General features: G+C 47.8%; 19 protein-coding genes and 1 tRNA gene. 6 read left to right on the top strand and 14 right to left on the bottom strand.

The window, feature by feature from the left end; all coding sequences use genetic code 11:
* Positions 1 to 126 precede the first annotated feature (126 nt).
* From SIB80_RS07700 to recJ, 9 genes are all read right to left on the bottom strand, one after another.
* Positions 127 to 636: a DUF2996 domain-containing protein gene (locus SIB80_RS07700; protein WP_063420247.1), complete on the bottom strand. Its 510-nt coding sequence runs from the start codon at positions 634 to 636 to the stop codon at positions 127 to 129.
* A gap of 78 nt (positions 637 to 714) precedes the next feature.
* The gene (locus SIB80_RS07695; RefSeq protein WP_063420246.1) at positions 715 to 1,248 is read right to left on the bottom strand and encodes a hypothetical protein; all 534 of its coding nucleotides are present in this window, start codon (positions 1,246 to 1,248) and stop codon (positions 715 to 717) included.
* Entirely contained in the window at positions 1,245 to 1,853 is a 609-nt protein-coding gene (locus SIB80_RS07690) for a flavin prenyltransferase UbiX (protein ID WP_063420245.1), read from the bottom strand. The genes SIB80_RS07695 and SIB80_RS07690 overlap by 4 nt, the downstream gene beginning before the upstream one ends.
* Positions 1,854 to 1,856: 3 nt before the next feature.
* The gene (locus SIB80_RS07685; protein ID WP_063420244.1) at positions 1,857 to 4,250 is read right to left on the bottom strand and encodes an RNB domain-containing ribonuclease; all 2,394 of its coding nucleotides are present in this window, start codon (positions 4,248 to 4,250) and stop codon (positions 1,857 to 1,859) included.
* Between the two features lie 118 nt (positions 4,251 to 4,368).
* On the bottom strand, positions 4,369 to 4,677 hold the full coding sequence (locus SIB80_RS07680; RefSeq protein WP_063395925.1) for a TMEM165/GDT1 family protein: 309 nt from the start codon (positions 4,675 to 4,677) through the stop codon (positions 4,369 to 4,371).
* 8 nt (positions 4,678 to 4,685) lie between these two features.
* Positions 4,686 to 4,985 (bottom strand): TMEM165/GDT1 family protein, encoded by a 300-nt coding sequence (locus SIB80_RS07675; protein ID WP_063420360.1) that lies wholly within the window; start codon positions 4,983 to 4,985, stop codon positions 4,686 to 4,688.
* Between the two features lie 52 nt (positions 4,986 to 5,037).
* On the bottom strand, positions 5,038 to 5,412 hold the full coding sequence (locus SIB80_RS07670; RefSeq protein WP_063395924.1) for a YkgJ family cysteine cluster protein: 375 nt from the start codon (positions 5,410 to 5,412) through the stop codon (positions 5,038 to 5,040).
* Positions 5,413 to 5,606: 194 nt separating this feature from the next.
* Positions 5,607 to 6,974, bottom strand: coding sequence for a chloride channel protein (locus SIB80_RS07665; RefSeq protein ID WP_063420243.1), 1,368 nt, complete (start codon positions 6,972 to 6,974; stop codon positions 5,607 to 5,609).
* On the bottom strand, positions 6,971 to 8,869 hold the full coding sequence (gene recJ / locus SIB80_RS07660; protein ID WP_063420242.1) for a single-stranded-DNA-specific exonuclease RecJ: 1,899 nt from the start codon (positions 8,867 to 8,869) through the stop codon (positions 6,971 to 6,973). The genes SIB80_RS07665 and recJ overlap by 4 nt, the downstream gene beginning before the upstream one ends.
* A gap of 69 nt (positions 8,870 to 8,938) precedes the next feature.
* Between recJ and SIB80_RS07655 the strand changes: the two genes are divergently transcribed.
* Genes SIB80_RS07655 through SIB80_RS07645 form a run of 3 tightly spaced genes read left to right on the top strand, consistent with a single transcriptional unit; the run spans position 8,939 to position 11,050 of the window.
* Positions 8,939 to 9,697, top strand: a complete 759-nt coding sequence (locus SIB80_RS07655; protein WP_063420241.1) for an HAD-IA family hydrolase — start codon at positions 8,939 to 8,941, stop codon at positions 9,695 to 9,697.
* Positions 9,694 to 10,029, top strand: coding sequence for a DUF565 domain-containing protein (locus SIB80_RS07650; protein WP_011130137.1), 336 nt, complete (start codon positions 9,694 to 9,696; stop codon positions 10,027 to 10,029). Before SIB80_RS07655 ends, SIB80_RS07650 begins: the two co-directional genes overlap by 4 nt.
* Positions 10,019 to 11,050, top strand: a complete 1,032-nt coding sequence (locus SIB80_RS07645) for a kinase (protein ID WP_236066100.1) — start codon at positions 10,019 to 10,021, stop codon at positions 11,048 to 11,050. The genes SIB80_RS07650 and SIB80_RS07645 overlap by 11 nt, the downstream gene beginning before the upstream one ends.
* On the opposite strand, the gene rpmF is transcribed toward SIB80_RS07645, so the two are convergent.
* Positions 11,014 to 11,190, bottom strand: a complete 177-nt coding sequence (gene rpmF, locus SIB80_RS07640; RefSeq protein WP_063420239.1) for a 50S ribosomal protein L32 — start codon at positions 11,188 to 11,190, stop codon at positions 11,014 to 11,016. The two genes, SIB80_RS07645 and rpmF, sit on opposite strands and share 37 nt — an antisense overlap.
* Before the next feature lie 86 nt (positions 11,191 to 11,276).
* On the opposite strand from rpmF, the gene ftsH reads away from it, so the two are divergent.
* Positions 11,277 to 13,136, top strand: coding sequence for an ATP-dependent zinc metalloprotease FtsH (gene ftsH, locus SIB80_RS07635; RefSeq protein WP_063420238.1), 1,860 nt, complete (start codon positions 11,277 to 11,279; stop codon positions 13,134 to 13,136).
* 32 nt (positions 13,137 to 13,168) lie between these two features.
* Entirely contained in the window at positions 13,169 to 16,021 is a 2,853-nt protein-coding gene (locus SIB80_RS07630; protein WP_063420237.1) for a UPF0182 family protein, read from the top strand.
* A 22-nt stretch (positions 16,022 to 16,043) separates the two neighbouring features.
* On the opposite strand, the gene SIB80_RS07625 is transcribed toward SIB80_RS07630, so the two are convergent.
* Positions 16,044 to 16,646: a peroxiredoxin gene (locus tag SIB80_RS07625; protein WP_063420236.1), complete on the bottom strand. Its 603-nt coding sequence runs from the start codon at positions 16,644 to 16,646 to the stop codon at positions 16,044 to 16,046.
* A 171-nt stretch (positions 16,647 to 16,817) separates the two neighbouring features.
* On the opposite strand from SIB80_RS07625, the gene SIB80_RS07620 reads away from it, so the two are divergent.
* Positions 16,818 to 17,111 (top strand): hypothetical protein, encoded by a 294-nt coding sequence (locus SIB80_RS07620; protein WP_063420235.1) that lies wholly within the window; start codon positions 16,818 to 16,820, stop codon positions 17,109 to 17,111.
* A 346-nt stretch (positions 17,112 to 17,457) separates the two neighbouring features.
* On the opposite strand, the gene SIB80_RS07615 is transcribed toward SIB80_RS07620, so the two are convergent.
* The 3 genes from SIB80_RS07615 to SIB80_RS07605 all read right to left on the bottom strand — a co-directional run bounded on the left by SIB80_RS07615 (position 17,458) and on the right by SIB80_RS07605 (position 20,356).
* Positions 17,458 to 18,531, bottom strand: a complete 1,074-nt coding sequence (locus SIB80_RS07615) for a peptidoglycan DD-metalloendopeptidase family protein (protein WP_063420234.1) — start codon at positions 18,529 to 18,531, stop codon at positions 17,458 to 17,460.
* Between the two features lie 706 nt (positions 18,532 to 19,237).
* A tRNA-Met gene (locus SIB80_RS07610) sits at positions 19,238 to 19,311 on the bottom strand.
* A gap of 37 nt (positions 19,312 to 19,348) precedes the next feature.
* On the bottom strand, positions 19,349 to 20,356 hold the full coding sequence (locus tag SIB80_RS07605; RefSeq protein WP_063420233.1) for a M23 family metallopeptidase: 1,008 nt from the start codon (positions 20,354 to 20,356) through the stop codon (positions 19,349 to 19,351).
* Positions 20,357 to 20,395: the final 39 nt, after the last annotated feature.

The following is a 20,395-nucleotide window of genomic DNA, read 5'->3' as shown; positions in this document are numbered from 1 at the left end:
GTAGATATGTAGATGGACAGCGCCGATCCAGGCGAACCGCAAAAAAAATGCTTATTTCGTTCTCTGCATCGTGGCTTCGGAAACGCCGAAAATACGTTTAAAAGCCTGAACAGGCTAATAAGTCTCTCAGTTTGCAGTCAACCATTTCTGACCATTGAGCCGCTGCAACAGACGTGAGCGCAATAAAGTCAATGTCATCTTTTTTTCATCAATTAGGAATGGCTCTATGAGACTTGGTTCTGTTCCAGTCTCAGCTAGAGAAATAGTCTTTTTAGAAGCGATTGAATCACTTGCAAAGCAAAGCCAAAAGCGACGACCGAGGGGGATCTCACCACAGACCATCCAGCAAGGATCACCGACAACTGGTCGATCTCCCTGAATCAGCTCAAGAGTTGATGGTGGCATACCTCTTTCAGTAAGTGCTTGTTTTATGTTTGGAAGAAAGTCATCACGAATAAAGGTCTCAAAAGGTTTGTCTTCTACCTTTGGAGCTGGAGGTTTGGCGGTTTGGGGCTTTGCTCCCTCCTGTTGATCTTCAGTGGGGTTGGTTTTCACTGGATTCTCTAGAGTTGGTTTTTGTTCAGCTGGCTTTTGACCATCAGCATTAGGATTTACGCGGTTGTCGTTGTCGTTCACTGGATCAGTACAGACGAATGAACTTTAAACAGCTTGGCGACGAACTCAACGATCCGTTGAGTTCGATGCGCTATTGGTTTACCAGTCCTCACTGAGTGAATCTCCCCAAGAATCATTTTCTGTTGATGAATATCTATGTGGAACGTTGCTCTCGACAGGTGGACGCTGGGGCGATTTCTCAGCATGCGTTTGCCGCCTTACTGATGATCTTCGTACGACTCGGAATGGCACAGCCACCGTGGGAGATGGATCTCTTAAATCCCGTTCTGGGTTCTCATCATGCTTTGGTCTTGATTGGGATGGTTCATCGTTGGCTACCTGCCAATTTCGTTGCCACGTGGTGCTGGTATTGGGCGAAGCCTCTCTTACCCCTTGATGGAAATGATCATGTAAGGGGTCTCTGCTTAGTGGTAAGGAGAGACTTGTGGTTAGGGCGAAAATTGCCCCTGCGCTGCTGCCAAGGACCATCCACCCACCTAGTGTCCAGGTTGGAGATCGCCAATTCAATATCCGTAGGTTGACAGGTTGGTTGAGATTGAAACCTGCTACTACAACCACAGCCAGCAGAGGACTCAGGCAAGGCAAAAGTAAGTACTTTTGCAGTCTTGTCATTGTGAAGGACCATTCCAGCGGTTAATGGGGGCGAGCCTTTCATCAAAGAGGTCGAACAATCTCACAACAAGAAAATCAACCATCTCTTCAATTGTGTTTGGTTTTGTGTACCAGGCAGGAATTGGTGGCGCAATTTTGGCTCCTGCTTCTGCAAGTGATGTGAGGTTGCGAAGATGAATGATGCTCCAGGGCATGTCCCTTGGCGCAATCACCAGAGGCCTCCCCTCTTTGAGGTGAACGTCTGCACAACGCTCGATTAGATCGATTGATACGCCAGCATTGATTCGACCAATTGTGCCCATACTGCAGGGCACGATTGCCATCCCGCGGGTGCGGAAACTACCGCTTGCGATGCAGGCAGATTGATCATTCCAGCGATGGCATGTCAGATTGCCATTGTTTACTTGTAGATGATCGCGCCAGAATTTCTCCTGATCAGAAGGATCCACTGGAACTTCAATTCCTCTTTCGGCTTTCCACACTTGAAGAGCCCCGTGGCTGAAAATCAAATGGACGTCACGGTTGTTTTCAAGCAAGAGCTGCAGCGATCTTTCCGCTAGAGGTTGAGCTGAAGCTCCAGAAACGGCAAGGACATAGGGATCCACAAACTATGCCTCACTTGAGCTGACTAGTTGTTCATTATTCTTGGTGATTTTGCCTTTGACCTCACTTTTTTTTGTTGTTTTTGCTTGATTGGTTAGATCAGAATTAACATTCATATTGGCTTCAACAGTTATTGCTGATCCATTAACTTCGAGGTCAATTTGGTTCCTTAAGGCGTCAACTTTGACAACCTTCACGTTTACTTGATCACCAAGTTGATAGATCTTGCGATTCTTCCGACCCACCAATCGGTTTTGACGTGAGCGATATTCGTACCAATCGTCATTTAAAGAGCTGACGTGGACAAGGCCCTCTGCCATAGAAGGTGGAATTTCCACAAAGAACCCATAACTCTGCACTCCGCTTATCACCCCCTGATGCTCTTCCCCAACAAGGGGTTCCACGATACGTGCCTGAACCATAGCGATCAGGTCTTGTCGAAGCTCTTCAGCTTGACGGCGCAGTGTGTTGAGGCGATGCACGAGGCTTTTACTGCAAATTTCTTCTAGGTTCTTTGCTTGGCTAGTGCTGAATAGTGGCCATTTGATTTGTTGCCAGCATTCACGGGACCCCAGAACCACTTTTTCCTTTTGTCGGACATTTGGACGATCTTTACCGTTACTTAAAAGTGACACTATGATCTCTTGATTAACAAGATCGGTGTAATGGATAGTTGGACAGCACCAAGGTGATTGTAGGTTCGAATCCTTTGTCTTTGTGTCTTCATGGTCGGATTCAATGTTTTCATTCTCTTTCTGACTATCATTAATTCCCAGTCTTAACAAAGTTTCTGGCAGTGCATGGCGTAGTTGCTGATCCAGCACTCTTCGACAGGCTGTTGTCGAAAATGCTTTTGCAAGCTCTGTGGCAGCAGGTCTACCTTCTTCATCAAGTTCCAAGGCAATATCAAGAGCTAATGCTGATTTAGCAACGTCGTTCAAGGTGTTGTTGTCTGCTTCTGATGCCTCAATCACCAGGCCAGGGAGTTGCAAGTTCTGGGCATGTTGCGCCCAGGCACGATGAGCAGCTCTAATCATTGGGCTCAAAACTGATTGGGGGTCAGTTTGATTAAGAGGAAGAGCCCATTGATGATGATATGAATCAGGGTCTGCCCAGCGGAGGTCGCCAAGACATTGAAGTTCTGGAACAGCCAGATCAAGCTCTATAGAGCCACTGGCCTGTTCTCCCATTTGCAATGTACGAGCACAAAAGATTAATGTCTCGAGTTGGGCTAAGTGATCCTTAACGGGCTTCAGAGCAGCAGGGACTGTTCTTGCCTTTGGTTTCCTGTTGCTAAGAGCTGTGAGGGTCTTAGGTTCGATTTCGGCTACTGGCTTGATTGAACTAAGGCTGAAATGCCAATTAGTTACCTCACCATCTGCCGAGATGTCGAGAGCAACGCTTACTGCATCGTTGATTTCCCCAACTTTAAATGAACAGGCTTTTGAAAGAATTTGGCCGAGTAGGGGATGCCAAAGTTCTCCAAGGCAGAGAGCTTCCGCTCGATCTCTTAGCCAGAGATCCAGGTTGTTCCCAATACTCAGACGTTCTGCTACAGCAGGCGCATGAATCCACAGACGTGTGCCACCTGCATGGGGCTCCACATAGACCGCTGGTAGGGGTGGCGCATCAGATACCTGCCAGCTGCGCAGTAGCAACGCTGGTTGCGAGCTCAGATCTTGCCGATGTTTAGCCGTTGGGGTCTTTAGGCTGCTGCGTGGTGGAGCAGGTCGATCTTGAAGGTTTGCTTTGGTAAGAAGAAGATCACGATCACTTGAGGGGCCTCCATTCAAGGGAAGTGACCGTGCTACATGCCCTTCAGCGGGGAACTGGGCAATGGGATAGCGATCAAGCTTCACCTCCACCACGCTTGTCTGCTCCCCATCATTTAGATGGGCTTGATCACCATCTGGCAGTTGGATCGTTGCAAGGATGCGGTCATCAAGAGGTATTGCAAGGATATTTTGATCTTTGCGTTCAACATGACCAAGCAAGCTGGTGGTGCTCCTTTCGAGGATGCATTGCACCCCACCTTCTGGCGATCTTCGACGTCCCCCATCTCTTGTGATGCGGACTAGTACCCGATCTCCGTTCCAGGCATGGTTGAGCTGATGATCGCGAATATAGATATCGTCTCCCCCATCATCTCTTAGGGCAAAGCAAAATCCTTTACTGCTGCAGCGCAAACGAGCTTCAATCAGTGACTCGTCATCACTACGCTTTATTGCACCGGCTTCTTCGTTGTTGACAATGCCGAGCTTCAAGAGAGCCTGAAGGGCTGTTTCAAGACCGTCGCGATCGGCCTTTGTGGTGAGCTTGAGAATTTTTTCGAGTTTTTTGATCTCCAGTCCCCCAGTGGGGGGTAACTGGTCAAGCAGGTCAGCGACCGTGAACTTCATTGAGATAGGAAGGTAGAAGACCAGTCTTCATGACCGGCGGTGCCATCACCAAAGAGGAATCCGAAGACAGCGCAGAGTCAACATTGGCTGTGAGTTAATTCTAGACATTTAATCGCATTTATTTCTCAGGGGCTTCCTCCTCTGCAGAAGAAAGACTCAGGTTTGAGAACATAAGGCGTAGGCCAATGATCAGAAAGCCTAACGAAGCCAGCAATTGCAAAAGGTTTTCAGGGATTAAAGCAGCCATCGATCCTCCGGCCATGGCCCCCAACAGGCTTGCAAAGACCAAAGCACTTGCAGAACCAAGAAAAACAGCAAAAGGTCTGTTTGTTGTTCCACTGATGGCTACGGTTGCCAGCTGTGTCTTGTCACCGAGTTCGGCAAGGAACACTGTGATGAATGTCGATAACAGCAGGGTGAAATCCATAGACTTAATTATTGGCTTGCGATTAGCAGAGACTGTGTTGCTTGTAGTCCAAGCCATATCCCCAAGCCCACCATCAGCACCCCGGCCATTTTTTGCAGGCGTTCTGGTGGCAGGATTCCAGCCAGCCAGCGACCCACCAAGACGCCCACCAAACTGGAGGAGATGAGAGCTAGGGCAGCCCCGAGAAACACAACCCATGGTTGGCCTGACTGAGCTGATAGCAAGAGGGTTGCTAGCTGGGTTTTATCGCCAAGTTCAGCCAAAAAGACTGTGGTGAATGTCGTTAACAACACCGTTGTGAAACCCATTGCTCCGTTCTCAGGAGCAGGTTTTGCAATTGTGTCCTTAGAAGTTGGTGCCTTAACCATCTTTTTGAAATGGCAGGCGCAGGCTACGTTCAAAGGTTCGTAGCTCTCTGCTTCTACCGCCATAGACAGATCGAATCTGCTGGCGGCAGCAGTGGATTGCAAATGATTCTGATTTGTCCTGCGGCAGATTGAAAAGTGATGCCAGTAAACCAACCCTGCAGAAATCAGGGCGGGAGTTATAGATGCGACAACGACGTCCACCAGTGTCGTAATGCTTGCACCAGCCGTCGGGGTTGACCATCCCGAAATAAATCTCTTGCTGCCTTTCATTCAGTACTGCGATCGCTTCTCCTCGATCAGTGGGATCTAGACGGCAGCAGGCTCCGCAATTTTGAATGCATTGCCACTTCGTCCAGGCATCGCTCATCCTTCATGCTGTGACAAGGCATCACAGAGTCGGTAATCAGTCACACTTTATGTGAGGGCAATCTCGTATTCTCTACCAGTCAAAAGGGATCATCTCTAAGTCGCTATGGACACTGCCATCCGCATTCTCGAGATCTTTGGGCCACTTGGCGCAGTCGCCCTAGCCGGTCCAGCAATTATATTTCTATGCTTCTATCAAAACCGATTAGGTCTTTGAAGTTCGGCAAGAGCGTGATAGACGGGCTTACGTGCCACCAAACGTCCTATGTAGGCGGCCAGCACTGAACAAAGAATCACACCTGCAAAAAGTTGCTGATCGCCAACTAGTCTCCAGGCGAACACAATCGAGACAAGGGGAAGCTGTGTGGCACCAGCCAAACCAGCAGCCATACCAAGCGCTAGGCCGAGATGAGTGCTTGAACCAACCAATCCACAGAATGTGTAACCGAGGAGGCCTCCAAACGCAAGTGAAGGGTCAATAAGGCCTCCAGGTACACCAGGTGAAAGTGCAATCATCGGAGCCAAGACGCGAACCAAGGTGATCCATATAGACGTTATTCCTTGTGAAATAGAACCACCATCAGCGAAATGGTTCGGCATGCCTTCTTGAATCAACAATTGCAGAAGCCCCTCTCCATCACCTGTGCTTGTCCCCCAGCTGGTTAGAGCCAAGGCGCTTAGGCATATTCCAAGCAAAAGCCCAGTGCGGATTGGTCGTTGACGTACCCATGGTTCAAGAAATGAAGAGCACCAGACAAGGCCTCGATTAAAGAATCCCCCCACAAGCCCAGCCAAAATCCCAATTGGAATAGCAATTAAGAGCTGCTCGGATTCTGGAGCCATTACATTGATCATGCCAAGACCGAAGATTGGTTCTCCGCCAACGCTGCTAAACCAAGCCGCGGAGATTCCAATCACAAGAGCAGGCCAAATCAAAGTGAGGGAATATTCAGTTGTGAGTTCCTCAATCATGAATATTGGTGCTAGTAGAGGCGTATTGAAGCCTCCTGCAAGTCCGGCACCGCCACCAATAGCGACAATCTGACGCTCATTCAGTGAAGGGAGCCAACGCTTAAAACGTTTGTGAATTGCACGTGCAACAGCTGCTCCTACATGCACCACTGGCCCTTCCCGTCCAAGAGGGAAAAGGGCAACCGTTGCAATAGTCCAGAGAAAGCCACGTTGAATCGTTCTAGGTGCAGCGAGAGCAGGTGCTAGCTGTGAGTGATCTTCAAGAGCATTCATCGTCTGGGGTATCCCAGAGCCAGCTGCATCTCGCCATGGCCCCCGCTGCAGTAACAAGAGGATTGGCATCACTCCTATCGGCAAAAGTGCCAATATCAGACCAATGGGCCGCCATGCACTTCCTGTTGTTGCTGGTAACTGGTGAAATAGCGACTTTTGAATTCCATCAATCAGGTTGAGTGGCAGGCATGCAAGGCCGATTAGAAGGCCAATAATCAAAAGACATAAAAGATGTTGAAAGAGCTGAATAATCTCAGATTGTTTTCTTCCAATCACTCCTGGGATTAATTGTTCGAGCCGTCGTAGATCAAAACTCATGGGCGAAGTCCCAGACCTATTAATCCCTCTTCGATCAGGTTATGAATGTAAGGATGTCTAGCTCGACTGTCAGAGCATTTAAGCTTTCCATTGCTTGACAAGATGGCTTTTAGAACCTCACCTTTAGGATTAACTAGTACCATTTGACCTTCTTTGTCGATAAGGCAGCGATAGGTTTTATCTTTGCGATGAAGGTTGATTTCAGGGCAATATGCCCGTAGGGCGACAACCTCCATCTGCAGGCGGTCCTCCCCTTGCCAGTGGTTCATGTTGATTCGAAATGCTACGTCAATCCGTTCAGGAACTTGGGCTTCGCTTATCCATCGCCACGCAATTGCCCTTCTCTGGCAGTCACCTTGGGCCAAAATTAGTTGCAGGTGACCACCACGCATTCTGTGCTGGTCAACAACAAGACAATTCCTTGCCCAGAACAGTGGAACTGGGTGACCAATGCCAAAGGGCTCTAGTTGCTGAAGGCTATTCCATAGATCCAAGTTGATCTCATGAAGCTTTAAAAGTGTTTCTGGTGAAATAGAGACCCCACCACCAACAGTTGCATGCCAATTGCTAGCCAGCTTATTTAATGCTTCATGCAGTGCTCCTACTTTTTCAGCTCGAATCGTAAAACCACCTGCTGCTGAATGGCCACCAAAGCGATCAAGATGAACAGCACAGGCCTTGAGAGAATCATTCACAGCGAACCCAGATGGTGCACGTACAGAGGCACGTAGTCGTCCGTCTCCCTCACCAGCAAGTAATGCAGTTGGGCGAAAATATCTTTCCATTAGACGAGCTGCCACGATTCCGATCACGCCATGGTGCCAATGATTCTGAGCAAGCATCAAAAATGGTGGAGGTGTTGCACCCTCGGCCTCAACCAGGGCTATAGCTTCTGCCTCAATGGCATTACAGAGATCCTTGCGCTGCCGGTTGAGCTGGTCACATTGACGAGCAAGGGTCATGGCCTCGTCTTCGTTATCGACAGTCAAAAGTTTCACCACGAGCTGCGGATCACCTAGACGCCCTACGGCATTGATCCTTGGGGCTAGCTGGAAACCGATGTCTTCGGCTTTAAGGGGACGTTCTTCTATACCAGCCAGCCGTTGGAGAGCTCTAAGGCCTTTACATCGGGTTCGATGCAGATTGTTCAGACCTTCTTTCAAGAAGGCTCGATTTGCACCAGTGAGCGGTGCCATATCCGCTACTGTGCCAATACAGAATAAATCTCTTGCAGGCCCTATAGCTTCTTTGCAATCCATCGCTTCAGCAAGAGATGAAGCAAGCAGGTATGCCAGACCTACGCCTGCCAGGCATCGGTAGGGTGAGTCTTGAGGTGTTACTGATGGATGAAGCAGGCAGAGCACATTAAGAGGTGAGTCTGGGAGCGTGTGGTGGTCGGTGAGGATCACCTCCATAGAGAGGTTTTCTGCCTGTTGCAGTGCCTCTTGGGCTGTTACACCGTTGTCGACGGTGACAATCAGTCGAATTCCCTGTTCATGAAGCCTTGTCACCATGTCGCGATTGAGACCGTAGCCTTCACTTTTTCGGTTCGGGATCGCAGCTATTGGTTGAGCGCCAAGACACTTCAACGTCACCATTAGCAAGGCTGTGCTGGTCATCCCATCGGCGTCGTAGTCGCCACAGATGGCGACTGATTCTGCTATTTGACAGGCTCCCTGCAGACGCACAATGGCCTTCGCTAGATCAGGAAAGTGATCGCAAGGATCTGGTGGTTTGGGTGGTTCCAGGATCGTTGTAGCTGTAGAGGAATCCAGCACGCCTCTGCGAACCAGCACGGCCCTTAGAGGCAAAGGAAGAGGAACTTCTGGCAGAGGGTCAGAGGGGATGGGCCTCGGCAGCTGCCAGCTCCAGGTGGGATGTTCGGATGATGACAATGGTCCTAGGCAACCTTTTGCATTTTTAGCGTTGCTTCAAGCTGTCAGGGAGTTGTATCGCCGCTAGACATGAACAAGCTTTGTTCAGTGTTCTGGGACGTTGATGGCACCCTTGCTGACACAGAAATGGAAGGCCATCGCGTGGCCTTTAATGCAGCGTTTGTCGAGGCGGAACTTGCTTGGTTTTGGGATCGCCACCTCTACGCTGAACTTCTACGAATACCAGGTGGGAGACAACGTGTTGAGACCTATGCTGGGCGCCTGGGAGAAGAGTTCAATGAAGAGTTTTTGGCTCAGTTGCGTAGACGTAAACAACACCACTACATCGAAAGAATACGTTCTGGATACGTCCCTTGGAGGCCGGGTGTGCGGCGTCTTCTCACGGAACTCCAACTGAATGGAGTGGAGCAATGGGTGGTAACCACAAGCGGTCGCGACTCTGTTAACGCCTTACTTGAGGTGAATTTCCCTCATGGTGATTCACCATTCCAGGGATGCATCACCGCTGAGGATGTTTGCCTTGGCAAGCCACATCCAGAGGGCTATCTGCATGCACTTTGCGCGAGTGGTTTCAACAAGAATGAGGTGATAGTGATCGAAGATTCTGCAGCTGGACTTGCTGCCGCTAGAGCTGCAAATCTGCCATGCCTGCTCACCCCATCCCCATGGGATCAGGAGCTGAAATCACAGTTCCACCAAGCCAATGCGGTGTTCGACCATCTTGGTGACAAAGGGTTGCCCTGCAAAGTGCTCGTAGGCCCCCCTTGTGTTCAAGAGCTGGTCAAGCTGGAGTACTTACAAAGACTCATCGATATGGCTCCTTCATGAGCCTACAAAACACACGCTTTGCACGATTCCAGCGTCAGCTGTGGGGGCATTTTGCTCAAGCTTGGCTTGGATCATGGCGGCGGCGCAGCATTGCTCTGATCGCTTTGTTGCTTGGTTTTTATCTCGGTAGCAACCTCACTGTCTATTACCTGCAGAAGATTGATATGAGACCGCTTGTTGTCATTGTGATGGTTTTGATCATTGAGCTATTGGTCTTCTTGCGCAGCCGTGTTGAGATTGAGCCTTGGCCGTTGCACTGGTTGGCTTTGGACAACCTGAGGATTGGCGCGGTTTATGCAGTTGTCCTCGAGGCCTTCAAGCTTGGTTCTTGATCATCATCAAAATAAATTTTTAACGCCTTGGTCTGACCCTGCCGACCCCCAGATTCTCTTTCCAATTCAACCTCTTGAACAGTTACTCGTTCAATTGGGTTGGCCTGATCCACAAGCTTGGCTTATCCATTGGCAAAAGCGAGGCGGCATCTCGCTAAAAAGGCCTTTCTGGCATCCATCTACCCGCACCGATTGGATTTGGGGGCTTGGTTTGCCGTTACTCACACTTGTGGAAGGGTGTCTTGGCAAAAGCGATCGATCATTGCTTGGTATAACAGGCCTTCCGGGTTGCGGAAAGACGAGCCTTGGTTGTTGGCTCGAAGCCGCTGCTGGAGAACTTGGTTGGCCGATCAAGGTGATTTCATTGGATGATTTTTATTGGCCATTCCCTGAGCTCGATCGAAGCATGAGCGGTAATCCCTGGAGAGTGCCTAGAGCGCTTCCAGGCAGCCATGATCTCGATTTGTTGGCCAGTGTGCTGGATACATGGCAGTCAACTGGTCACTTAAAAGCACCGATCTTCGACAAAGCGCTCCGCCATGGTCGAGGTGATCGAGATGGCTGGCACCTTTCTCATCCAAAGGTACTTGTCATAGAAGGATGGATCCTTGGTTGCTTGCCTTGCAAATTTGCAGAGGCAGGCCAATTTTCGGATCAGCTCGTACCACCGCTGAACAAGCTTGAGCATGATTATCGCCTTGTTGTCCAAGAGGCGTTGAACGGCTATGTGCCGATATGGGACCGTTTAGATACTCTCTGGCACCTGAAAGCAATCGACCCAAGCTCTACACGAATTTGGAAAGCTAACCAGGAGAGCTTGATGCAACTAAATCGTGGTGTTTGCCTTGATCAAGAATCGTTTGAGGGTTTTGTGCGCATGATCCTTGCCTCTATTCCCTTAACTTGTCTCGATGGGATAGAGGCTGATGTCGTCGCTACCCTTACGCCTGCACGCCAGTTGATGTGGGTCGGTCAGAGGGGATATCAAGACTCATCATCATCAGACTCTTGCATTGGATAAACAAATCCTTGTGCTCGACCACTTAGAACCGATTTGCCGATTGATAGAGCGCGTTGAGCCGCTGTGGCGGCTTTACCTTTCCAGATGGCATGACGCTGATTACGTTTGCCTTTGGAGGTTTTTTTCTTCGGTACAGCCATCTCAGGCAGGAACAGCCAAACGATAATCCTCCCCTTTAGTAAGGCCTTGCGTCAAATAGCTAGGCTCTGGACACCGCAACGATGCTGTGAGTTCAGGTCCATCGGCACTGCAGGGGTCGCCATCTCTGAAGCGTTCATCTCTGGAAACAGATCAGTCTCAGCATTCATCTGAAGCTGTATCCTTTGCGCCCTTCAAGCAGAAACCCACAATCAGCTATAGCCAGCTGCTCAATCAGATCAAAGAGAAAAAGGTTAAGTCGTTGGAGTTGATACCAGCTCGGCGAGAAGTCTTGGTGGTTTTCAAGGATGGACACCAGGAGAAGGTGGCGATCTTCGATAATTACCAACAAATCCTACGAGTCTCCGAGGCTGCTGATACCTCTCTGACGGTGAAGGACATTCGTCAGGAACAGGCATTTGCAGGAATGGCCGGCAATCTTGTATTGATCTTGATGGTTGTTGTTGGCTTGACGTTTCTTTTTCGTCGTTCTGCTCAAGTGGCAAACAGAGCAATGGGATTTGGACGTAGTCAACCTCGGTTGAAACCGCAAGAGGATCTACCTATTCGCTTTGATGATGTAGCGGGGATTAAAGAAGCGAAAGAGGAGCTGCAAGAGGTGGTTACTTTCTTGCGGCAACCTGAGAGTTTCATCAAGCTTGGCGCCCTGATCCCAAGGGGTGTTCTTCTAGTGGGTGCTCCTGGAACAGGGAAAACCCTCTTGGCCAAGGCAATTGCTGGTGAGGCAGACGTGCCTTTTTTCTCTATGGCGGCCTCTGAATTTGTGGAATTATTTGTTGGCGTGGGTGCTAGTCGAGTAAGGGACCTATTCCGCAAAGCTAAAGAGAAAGCCCCATGCATCGTGTTTATAGATGAAATTGATGCTGTGGGGAGACAGCGAGGGGCTGGCATCGGTGGTGGAAATGATGAACGAGAACAGACTCTGAATCAACTTCTGACAGAAATGGATGGGTTTGCAGATAATTCTGGCGTCATTCTTCTTGCAGCTACCAATCGGCCAGATGTGCTTGATGCGGCACTGATGCGGCCTGGACGCTTTGATCGTCGTATTGAAGTTTCCCTTCCTGATCGTCGGGGTCGTAAGGAAATCCTGGCTGTTCATGCTCGAACTCGACCCCTTGCTGAGGAGGTATGTTTGCAGGATTGGGCACGTCGAACGCCTGGTTTCTCAGGGGCAGATCTTGCCAACTTATTGAACGAAGCTGCCATCCTCACAGCAAGGCAGGAGAAAGCATGCATTGGCACTGAACATCTTGAAGCGGCGCTTGAAAGGATCACGATGGGACTCTCTGCAGCACCTCTACAAGACAGTGCAAAAAAGAGGTTGATTGCCTATCACGAGATTGGACATGCCTTGGTTGCAGCTTTAACCCCTCATGCCGACCGTATAGATAAGGTCACACTTTTGCCTCGTAGCGGAGGCGTTGGCGGATTTACTCGTTTCTGGCCAGATGAGGAAATCCTTGATTCAGGCCTGGTCACAAAGGGATATCTCTTCGCAAGGCTTGTGGTTGCCCTTGGCGGCCGGGCAGCAGAGTTGGTTGTTTTTGGACTCGATGAAATCACCCAGGGTGCAAGTGGCGACTTGCAGAGCGTTGCGCATCTGGCTCGAGAGATGGTGACGCGGTTCGGCTTTTCGAGCCTTGGGCCTATCGCTTTGGAGACAGAGGGCTCAGAGGTTTTCCTAGGACGTGATTTGATCCATACACGCCCGAGCTACGCGGAATCGACTGGAAAAGTCATAGACGAGCAGATACGAGCTTTAGCGGTTGAAGCCTTAGAGCAGGCAATTAACTTGCTTTCGCCCAGAAGGGAAGTGATGGATCTGTTGGTTGATGCTCTGATTCAGGAGGAAACTCTCCATACTGATCGTTTTCTGCAATTGGCTGGATTGACTGTTGATCAGTCACAGCCAGTGGGCGTGTAACTAGAACGACTTAGCCTGTGTTGATTGAGTCGATGGGCTTGGCTGGTTTCGCCCGACCCTTGCAATGGTGCAAGAGCCAATGGCTTTGGCTCTTGCTCTCTATTGCAGCTTTCTGGTTGTTGATGCGGGTTCAAGTCGAATGGTTGTGGTTTGGTCAATTTGATTGGCAAGGGATGCTTCTCCGCCGTTGGCTCTGGCAACTGGGAGGACTTGTCCTCGCCCTTCTGGTCGTCGCGACTTGTCAGCTTTGGCAGCGCAACTGGATCAAACTCGAAGGTGGAAGCAACTTGGGAGAGTCATCCCTTTCCCTGCATGGATGGCGTTATGGCTTGGGGCTACTTGGCTGCTTCGCGGTGTTGGTCGGTGATCTTGTATTACTCAGTCGATTGGCGTGGTTAGCTTGTTTCAAGCCATTTGACCTTGGGCATTGGTGGAGTGAACCTTTTGAAGACATTTGGGCGCTGGTGATTCCGCTGTCCTGTGTGTTCATCTCAATTTGCGTGATGCTTGGCAATGCCCGAGGGGGAAGGATTGCTCATTTAATGGGTTGTTTTTGCTTCAGTATCTCGATTGCTAGAGGCTGGGGGCTATGGGCACTCGCCCTTGCCATACCTCCTACAGGTATTAAAGAACCACTACTGGGTGGAGATGTAAGTTTTGGGCTCGGCCAATTTCCAGCACTAGCCTTTGCTTTGGTTGTTCTGTTGGCCCAGCTAATCTTAACAACATGTACAACTATATGGATGAAGTTAGCCCAGCCTGAATCGCTTTCGGATTTGGTTTTCAAAGGTTTATCTCCTAGACAGTGCAATTTTTTAAGGCCACTAATCGGCATCATACTTTTAACACTTTCAGCACTTTTATGGTTATCACGTCATGAACTTCTGTGGACGCAGAACGGTACGGTGGCCGGAGCTGGTTGGTTGGATGCTCATCTGATACTTCCTCTACGAAGTTTAGCAAGCTTGGCCATTTTGGTTTTCGCATTTCTGGTAATTCCATTTCCATGGATACAACAAAGGAGTCTATTGAGATTAATTGCTTCAATTATTGGCGTAGGAGCAATTCTTCTCGAAATACTTTTGGCTCCGTTTGTCCAGTGGATGGTCGTAAAACCTAGAGAACTGAAACTAGAAACCCCTTACATCATTCGAGCAATTAAAGCCACAAGGAAAGCATTTCAGCTTGACTCGATAACAACCACACTTATTAATCCTCAACCTCAGTTAACTCAACTTGATCTTGAACAAGGTGCTAGCACACTAAGGAATATTCGTCTATGGGACAGTCAGCCTCTATTGGCAACCAATCGTCAATTACAGCAATTGAGGGTTTACTATCGCTTTTCAAATGCAGCAGTAGATCGTTATCGCTTTGTGCCTGACGTAGCGAACCGTCAACAGGTCATGATCACAGCACGCGAACTTGATCAGGCTGCACTTCCAAAACGTTCACGTACTTGGTTGAATCGTCATTTTGTATTCACGCATGGATATGGCTTTACTCTCAGTCCAGTCAATACAAGAGCACCCGATGGTCTACCTGACTATTTCATCAGTGATCTAGGAACCTCAACACGTCTTGAAGGTAGTTCTGAGCTAGGCATTACTCGTGATGAGGTCAAAGAGGCTGTCCCTATTGGGAGAGCAGCTCTCTATTTTGGAATGCTACCCTCTCCTTATGCTCTTGCTCCGAGCAAACTAAAAGAACTGGATTATCCAGTAGGTGATAAGAATATCTACAACCACTATTTGGGATCAGGAGGTGTGCCGGTGGGGCATCCCTGGCAACAACTAGCAGCAGCTATGTACCTTTTTGAACCTCGTCTTCTTAATACAGGGTCGCTAACGATTAATTCCAAACTTCTTATTAGGCGCGAAGTAAGACAAAGAGTGAGGGCAATAGCGCCATTCCTTGAAGTCATTGGTGACCCATATCTGGTTTCTACTTCAGTTGATTCTAAATATCTTGATTATGAAGCTAAGCAAAACCAATACTGGATTGTTGAAGCTTATACAAGCTCACGCACATACCCCTACGCAGCAAACCTACCAGATGGTCGCCCGCTGCGATATTTACGTAACTCAGTCAAAGCTATTGTCGATGCATACAGTGGTCGTGTTCACTTGTATGTGAGTGAACCGCGGGATCCGATAATATTGGGTTGGAGGCGATTGTTTCCAGATCTTTTCAAACCTCTTGAGGAGATGCCTTCAAGCTTGCGAGAGCATCTCAAGGTGCCTACAGATTTGTTTAATGTACAGGTACAGCAATTACTTAGATACCACGTTACTGATCCTCGTATATTCTATAGCGGTGATGATGTTTGGCAGGTTCCAAAGGAACTCTATGGTAGGCGGCAGGTTCCTGTTGATCCCTATCACATCACTGCACAATTAGGTACTCAGGAAAGTTCAGAATTTCTATTATTACAACCACTAACACCATTGGCGCGTCCCAATCTTTCTGCGTGGCTCGCTGCTCGCAGTGATGGTGAGCATTATGGAAAATTGGTCTTGCTACGTTTCCCAAGTCAAACGCCAATCTTCGGTCCTGAACAGATTCAGGCCCTTATTAATCAGGACCCACAGATCAGTCAACAGTTTGGTCTTTGGGATCGTGCTGGATCTGAAGTTGTGCAAGGGAACCTTCTTGTTGTACCCCTAGGCAAGGCACTTCTTTATGTAGAACCTGTTTACCTAAGGGCACGTCAAGGTGGTTTACCAACACTTACCAGGGTTGTGGTTAGTGATGGCAAAAGGATTGCCATGGCTGAGGATCTCGGCGAAGGCCTAAGGGCCTTGGTTGACGGATCAAGCAAAAAAGCAGTGTATTTAAATAGAAATGATCTGCCACCGATTATGGCAGCAGATCAATCAAATTAATGATGTATTGATAGATTAATGATTAGTTTATTGAGGCGAAGAACTCCTTACTTCCAACTGGGTCAGGTTTCATTGTTTTCTCTCCTGGTGTCCAATTAGCTGGGCATACCTCATCTGGATGTGACTGTACATACTGAAAGGCCTGCAGCACACGTAATGTCTCATCCACGTTCCTTCCTACTGGTAAGTTGTTAATTGTTGAATGCATTATGACTCCATCTGGGTCAATGATAAACAATCCACGTAGGGCTACTCCAGCATCATCATCTAAAACGTTATAGGCTGTCGAAATCTCTTTCTTGAGATCAGCTATCAGTGGATAGTTGATGTCACCAAGACCTCCTTCCTTACGTGATGTCTGGATCCATGCAAGATGGCTGAACTGACTATCAACTGAAACACCTAATACCTCTGTATTTCGGCTTGAGAAATCAGTGTAACGATCACTAAATGCTGTAATTTCGGTTGGGCATACAAAAGTGAAATCTAGAGGATAAAAGAATAAAACCACATACTTCCCCCTGTACTGGGAAAGGCTTATTTCCTTAAACTCTTGATCAACAACAGCTGTAGCGTTGAAGTCTGGGGCCTGCTGACCCACCCGTAGGCATTCGTTGGTCGTCATGATGGAGAGTTAAGAGTTGATGGCTCTGCAAGAGATGTGCTTAATCAGAGCTAAAATGAAGTCGGTATGACTTCTAGTTGGCTACTCAAATTTATCATGCCATGCCTGTTTTGATCGCTAGCGCTAAGCGTAATCAATATGGCTGAAACGGGAATCATCTAAACTTCTTACATGCTCAAACAAACAACAGCCTGGGACCAAGCCTTACTACGTAAGTTCAGTAACACAGGCCATTTTCGACTTCTCAATCAGCTTAGGGCTGAACTTAAGCTCCAACCACTAATTCGCGATCCCAACACTAGAAAGCTAACCCTTCAGGCGATGCCGATTCGATCTGGGAGCCACCGAGGTAATAGGCGCCCCTACACGCCTGAGGTCTCCCAAAGCGATAAAACACAGGTTGTAGAAGCTAAGGAGAACCAGAGTTCATTTCGACAAAGACTTAATGCAATTGAAATGCGTTAGAGTTTTGCCTATAAAATATTTAAATTTACTGTGACAAATGCCAATATAAATTGATTCATTCATGATAACCTTATTGAAAAAGCAATTGCCGTCCTCGGAGCATGTCAATTATGGTTTGAGCTAGAATCTGGATCGTCCACTTATAGTGATCGAATAATGAGAACAGGCATAGTTGTTAAAGTCGGAAAATAATCTTACGAAATATCTTTCACTATCTGATCAGTATTATGTGCACTTATCTGCTGCTTGAATACAGACTAACAATAGAGACTTGTAAATGTTAGTTTCCCTATATTCTCCTGATTAAGATAGGATAAGCGCTCTGATTAAAGCATTATATATCTAATCATGCATGATGTTCGTGGAAGGATTTGTGATGATAGCAATAGTGAAGATTGGGCGCTATTGTTACTATTTTGGAGGGTAGGAGTGTTGCTGGATTGATTGCTGTTCCACTCTTCTTCCTTATCTCAAAGTGTAGGTGAGGACCGGTGCTACGTCCTGTGCTCCCCATTGTTGCGATTGTGACTCCTTGGGGTAAGATCTGCCCCTTTTTAACAAGTAGTCGATTGTTGTGAGCATAAAGAGTTGAATCACCGTTTACATGTGCTATTTCTACAAGATATCCGTAAGCTCCTTTCCAGCCCGCATAGGAAACAATGCCGCCTTTGGCCGAAAGGATAGGTGTATTGACCTTATTCGCGATATCAATACCTTGATGCATTCTTCCCCAACGCCAGCCATACCCTGACGTGATTACACCCTTTGTCGGCCAAATATAAGAGTTCGTGTCACCTAGATCTATCCATCCAACTCCATTACTGATTAGAGATAGGGATTCAAGGTTGTTACTGCCAAGACTTGTAGTTAATGTCCTTTTCTGAGGACGTTTTGCCTTGGCAACTCGAATATTCCCACCCACTGTGAGTTGATTGAATTCAAGACCTGGATTTAGCTGTCGAATCCTCTGATGTGTTTGTCCATGCTGCTTGGCAATTGATGCAATCGAGTCTCCGCTTTGTATTTTGACCACGCTTGAAGGTGGAGCGGGGGCGGTCACTGGCGGTGGGTTGGGGCTCACTGATGCTATGTCTAGATTCTGAGACCGCTTCAGGCGAGATTTGGCTGATACAGGTAAGACAATCCAACTGCCAGGCTTTAGGCTGTTTCCTGATGGCTGATCATTGATTTTTGAAATCTCAGATAAGGAGATGCCAAGCTGATGAGCAATGAATTTAATCGTTGCTTGTTTGTTGATTTTGACCCATATCTGTCCATCAGGCTGAGGGAGAACAGGTGGTGGTAATGGATGGGAGGAGGGATGATGATATTTGCTGGCTTCACCAGGCAGGTGGTTGAGTGTCCCCAGTGCAAGTACTGGCGCGGCGATGGTTGAGATCAGCAACGGCAGCGAGTTCATGGTGGCCAATCAACGTGATGCACCCCTTAGACATTCAGCCTTGAGGAGTTCGCGCGAAAATTAACGTCTGAATTAGAGATACGCAAGGGGTGCTTGATTGGCTATTGATGATTTGATCTCATAGGGAAGCTAGACAATTTCCCGCAAGGGCAAAACTGAGCGAAACGCGGTTAACCCCTGGGGCGAATCAATACCTTATAGGTGTTTATACTCACAGGCAGTAGTGGTTGATTTGGCCTGCTTCCCCTTGTCAGGATAAAGCCCTTGATGTTTCATTTAAGGTGAGTGTGCTTCTGAATCTCTTGTAGAGGCTGACACAATGGCCAAGAGCCTCAAGCCTGGCTAATCATCTCTCTCCGGAGGTTGATATCTTTTTTCACTCGACGTCAGTTCGATCTCGATATTTTCGATGATCTTGCCGACGTTTACCTGTATTCAATTTCTAATTACCCTTGATTTCCGCTTAGGCCTTGTGGAATGAAATTCCCTTTATTATTTGGTCTGATTTGATCTGTTGTGTGATGAAGGCTCATTGGTTTCTTTGAACAAGGTATAAGTCCTATTCGTCAGCCGTTTACATTTTTGTTATATGAAATCATTGAGATTCAGATTTCGTTTCAAGCTATACTTGTTATTTAGATTAAATAACACAAAAATCAACACAATAAATAAATTAGCAGAAGGTTGACTATTTGAGAAGATAAAATGGCTCGGGGGAGACTTGAACTCCCGACCTTGGGGTTATGAATCCCACGCTCTAACCAGCTGAGCTACCGAGCCTTGTCGTTAACAACAATAAACGATGGACCTTCTCTGGTCAGACATTATTCGATGGAAGCAACGTGACTGGATTCATTGCTAAGCCACCCTTCTTTCTGATCTCAAAATGGAGATGTGGACCAGTGCTGCGACCAGTGCTGCCCATCTTAGAGATCGTTGCTCCTTGCGGTATGAACTGACCGGTGTGCACCAAAATCTGATTGTTATGGGCATAGCGGGTTGTGGAGCCACCACCATGTGCAATTTCTACGAGGTAGCCGTAGGCCCCCTTCCATCCGGCATAGGTGACGATTCCGTCTTTTGCTGCAAAAACGGGAGTGCCAACTTTATTGGCGATATCAATGCCTTGATGCATTCTCCCCCACCTCCATCCGAAACCAGATGTGAACACACCTTTAGTAGGCCATATGTATGAATCAGAATCAATGCTTCCTAAATGAAGCATATCATTACCTCTGGTGTATAGATCTGCTGGGTTCACTGGTGATTCAACATCTAAGCAGGTGGGGCAGTTGCATGGAGACTCAAGCGAACACTCCTTTTTAAGGATGTTGTTGCTAGTTATTTTTGTTTGGATCTGTACTTGATTTTTATTCGTATTTAGATCATTGAACGAGTAAAACGAATTTTTATTCTTAGTTTCATCAAGCAGTCTATTCAAGCGATTGGTTTTTTTATTTGAGTTGTCGAGCCTTTTACTAGGGTCATGCAGCAGTACCTCATCTGAATCCAGGTAACTGATTCGACCCAAGCGGCCATGAACAGATCTTGGCAAAACAAGCCAACGGCCTTTGTTCAGTTCTGTATCTGATGAATTTTTATTGAGTTTTGACAGTTCAGTCGCTTTAAGTCCGAGCTTGCCTGCAAGTTCCTCTATGGTTATAGGCAGGGCAACTTTGATCCATATCATTTGCTTTGAGGTTGTGCTTGAGATCTTGACCTTCTCCCCTACAGCACTATCTGCATAGCCAGGTAAGGACCCAAGGTTTCCTAAAGCAAGCACTGGTGCTGCAAAGGAAGAGATAAGCAACAACAGGGGCTTCATTCAATAAAGTCGATGTTCAAAACCCCTATCAAGCCGAAC

The sequence above is a fragment of the Prochlorococcus sp. MIT 1327 genome, assembly GCF_047304785.1.
Taxonomy (GTDB): domain Bacteria; phylum Cyanobacteriota; class Cyanobacteriia; order PCC-6307; family Cyanobiaceae; genus Prochlorococcus; species Prochlorococcus marinus_D.
This window is presented reverse-complemented; position numbering and strand designations above follow the sequence as displayed.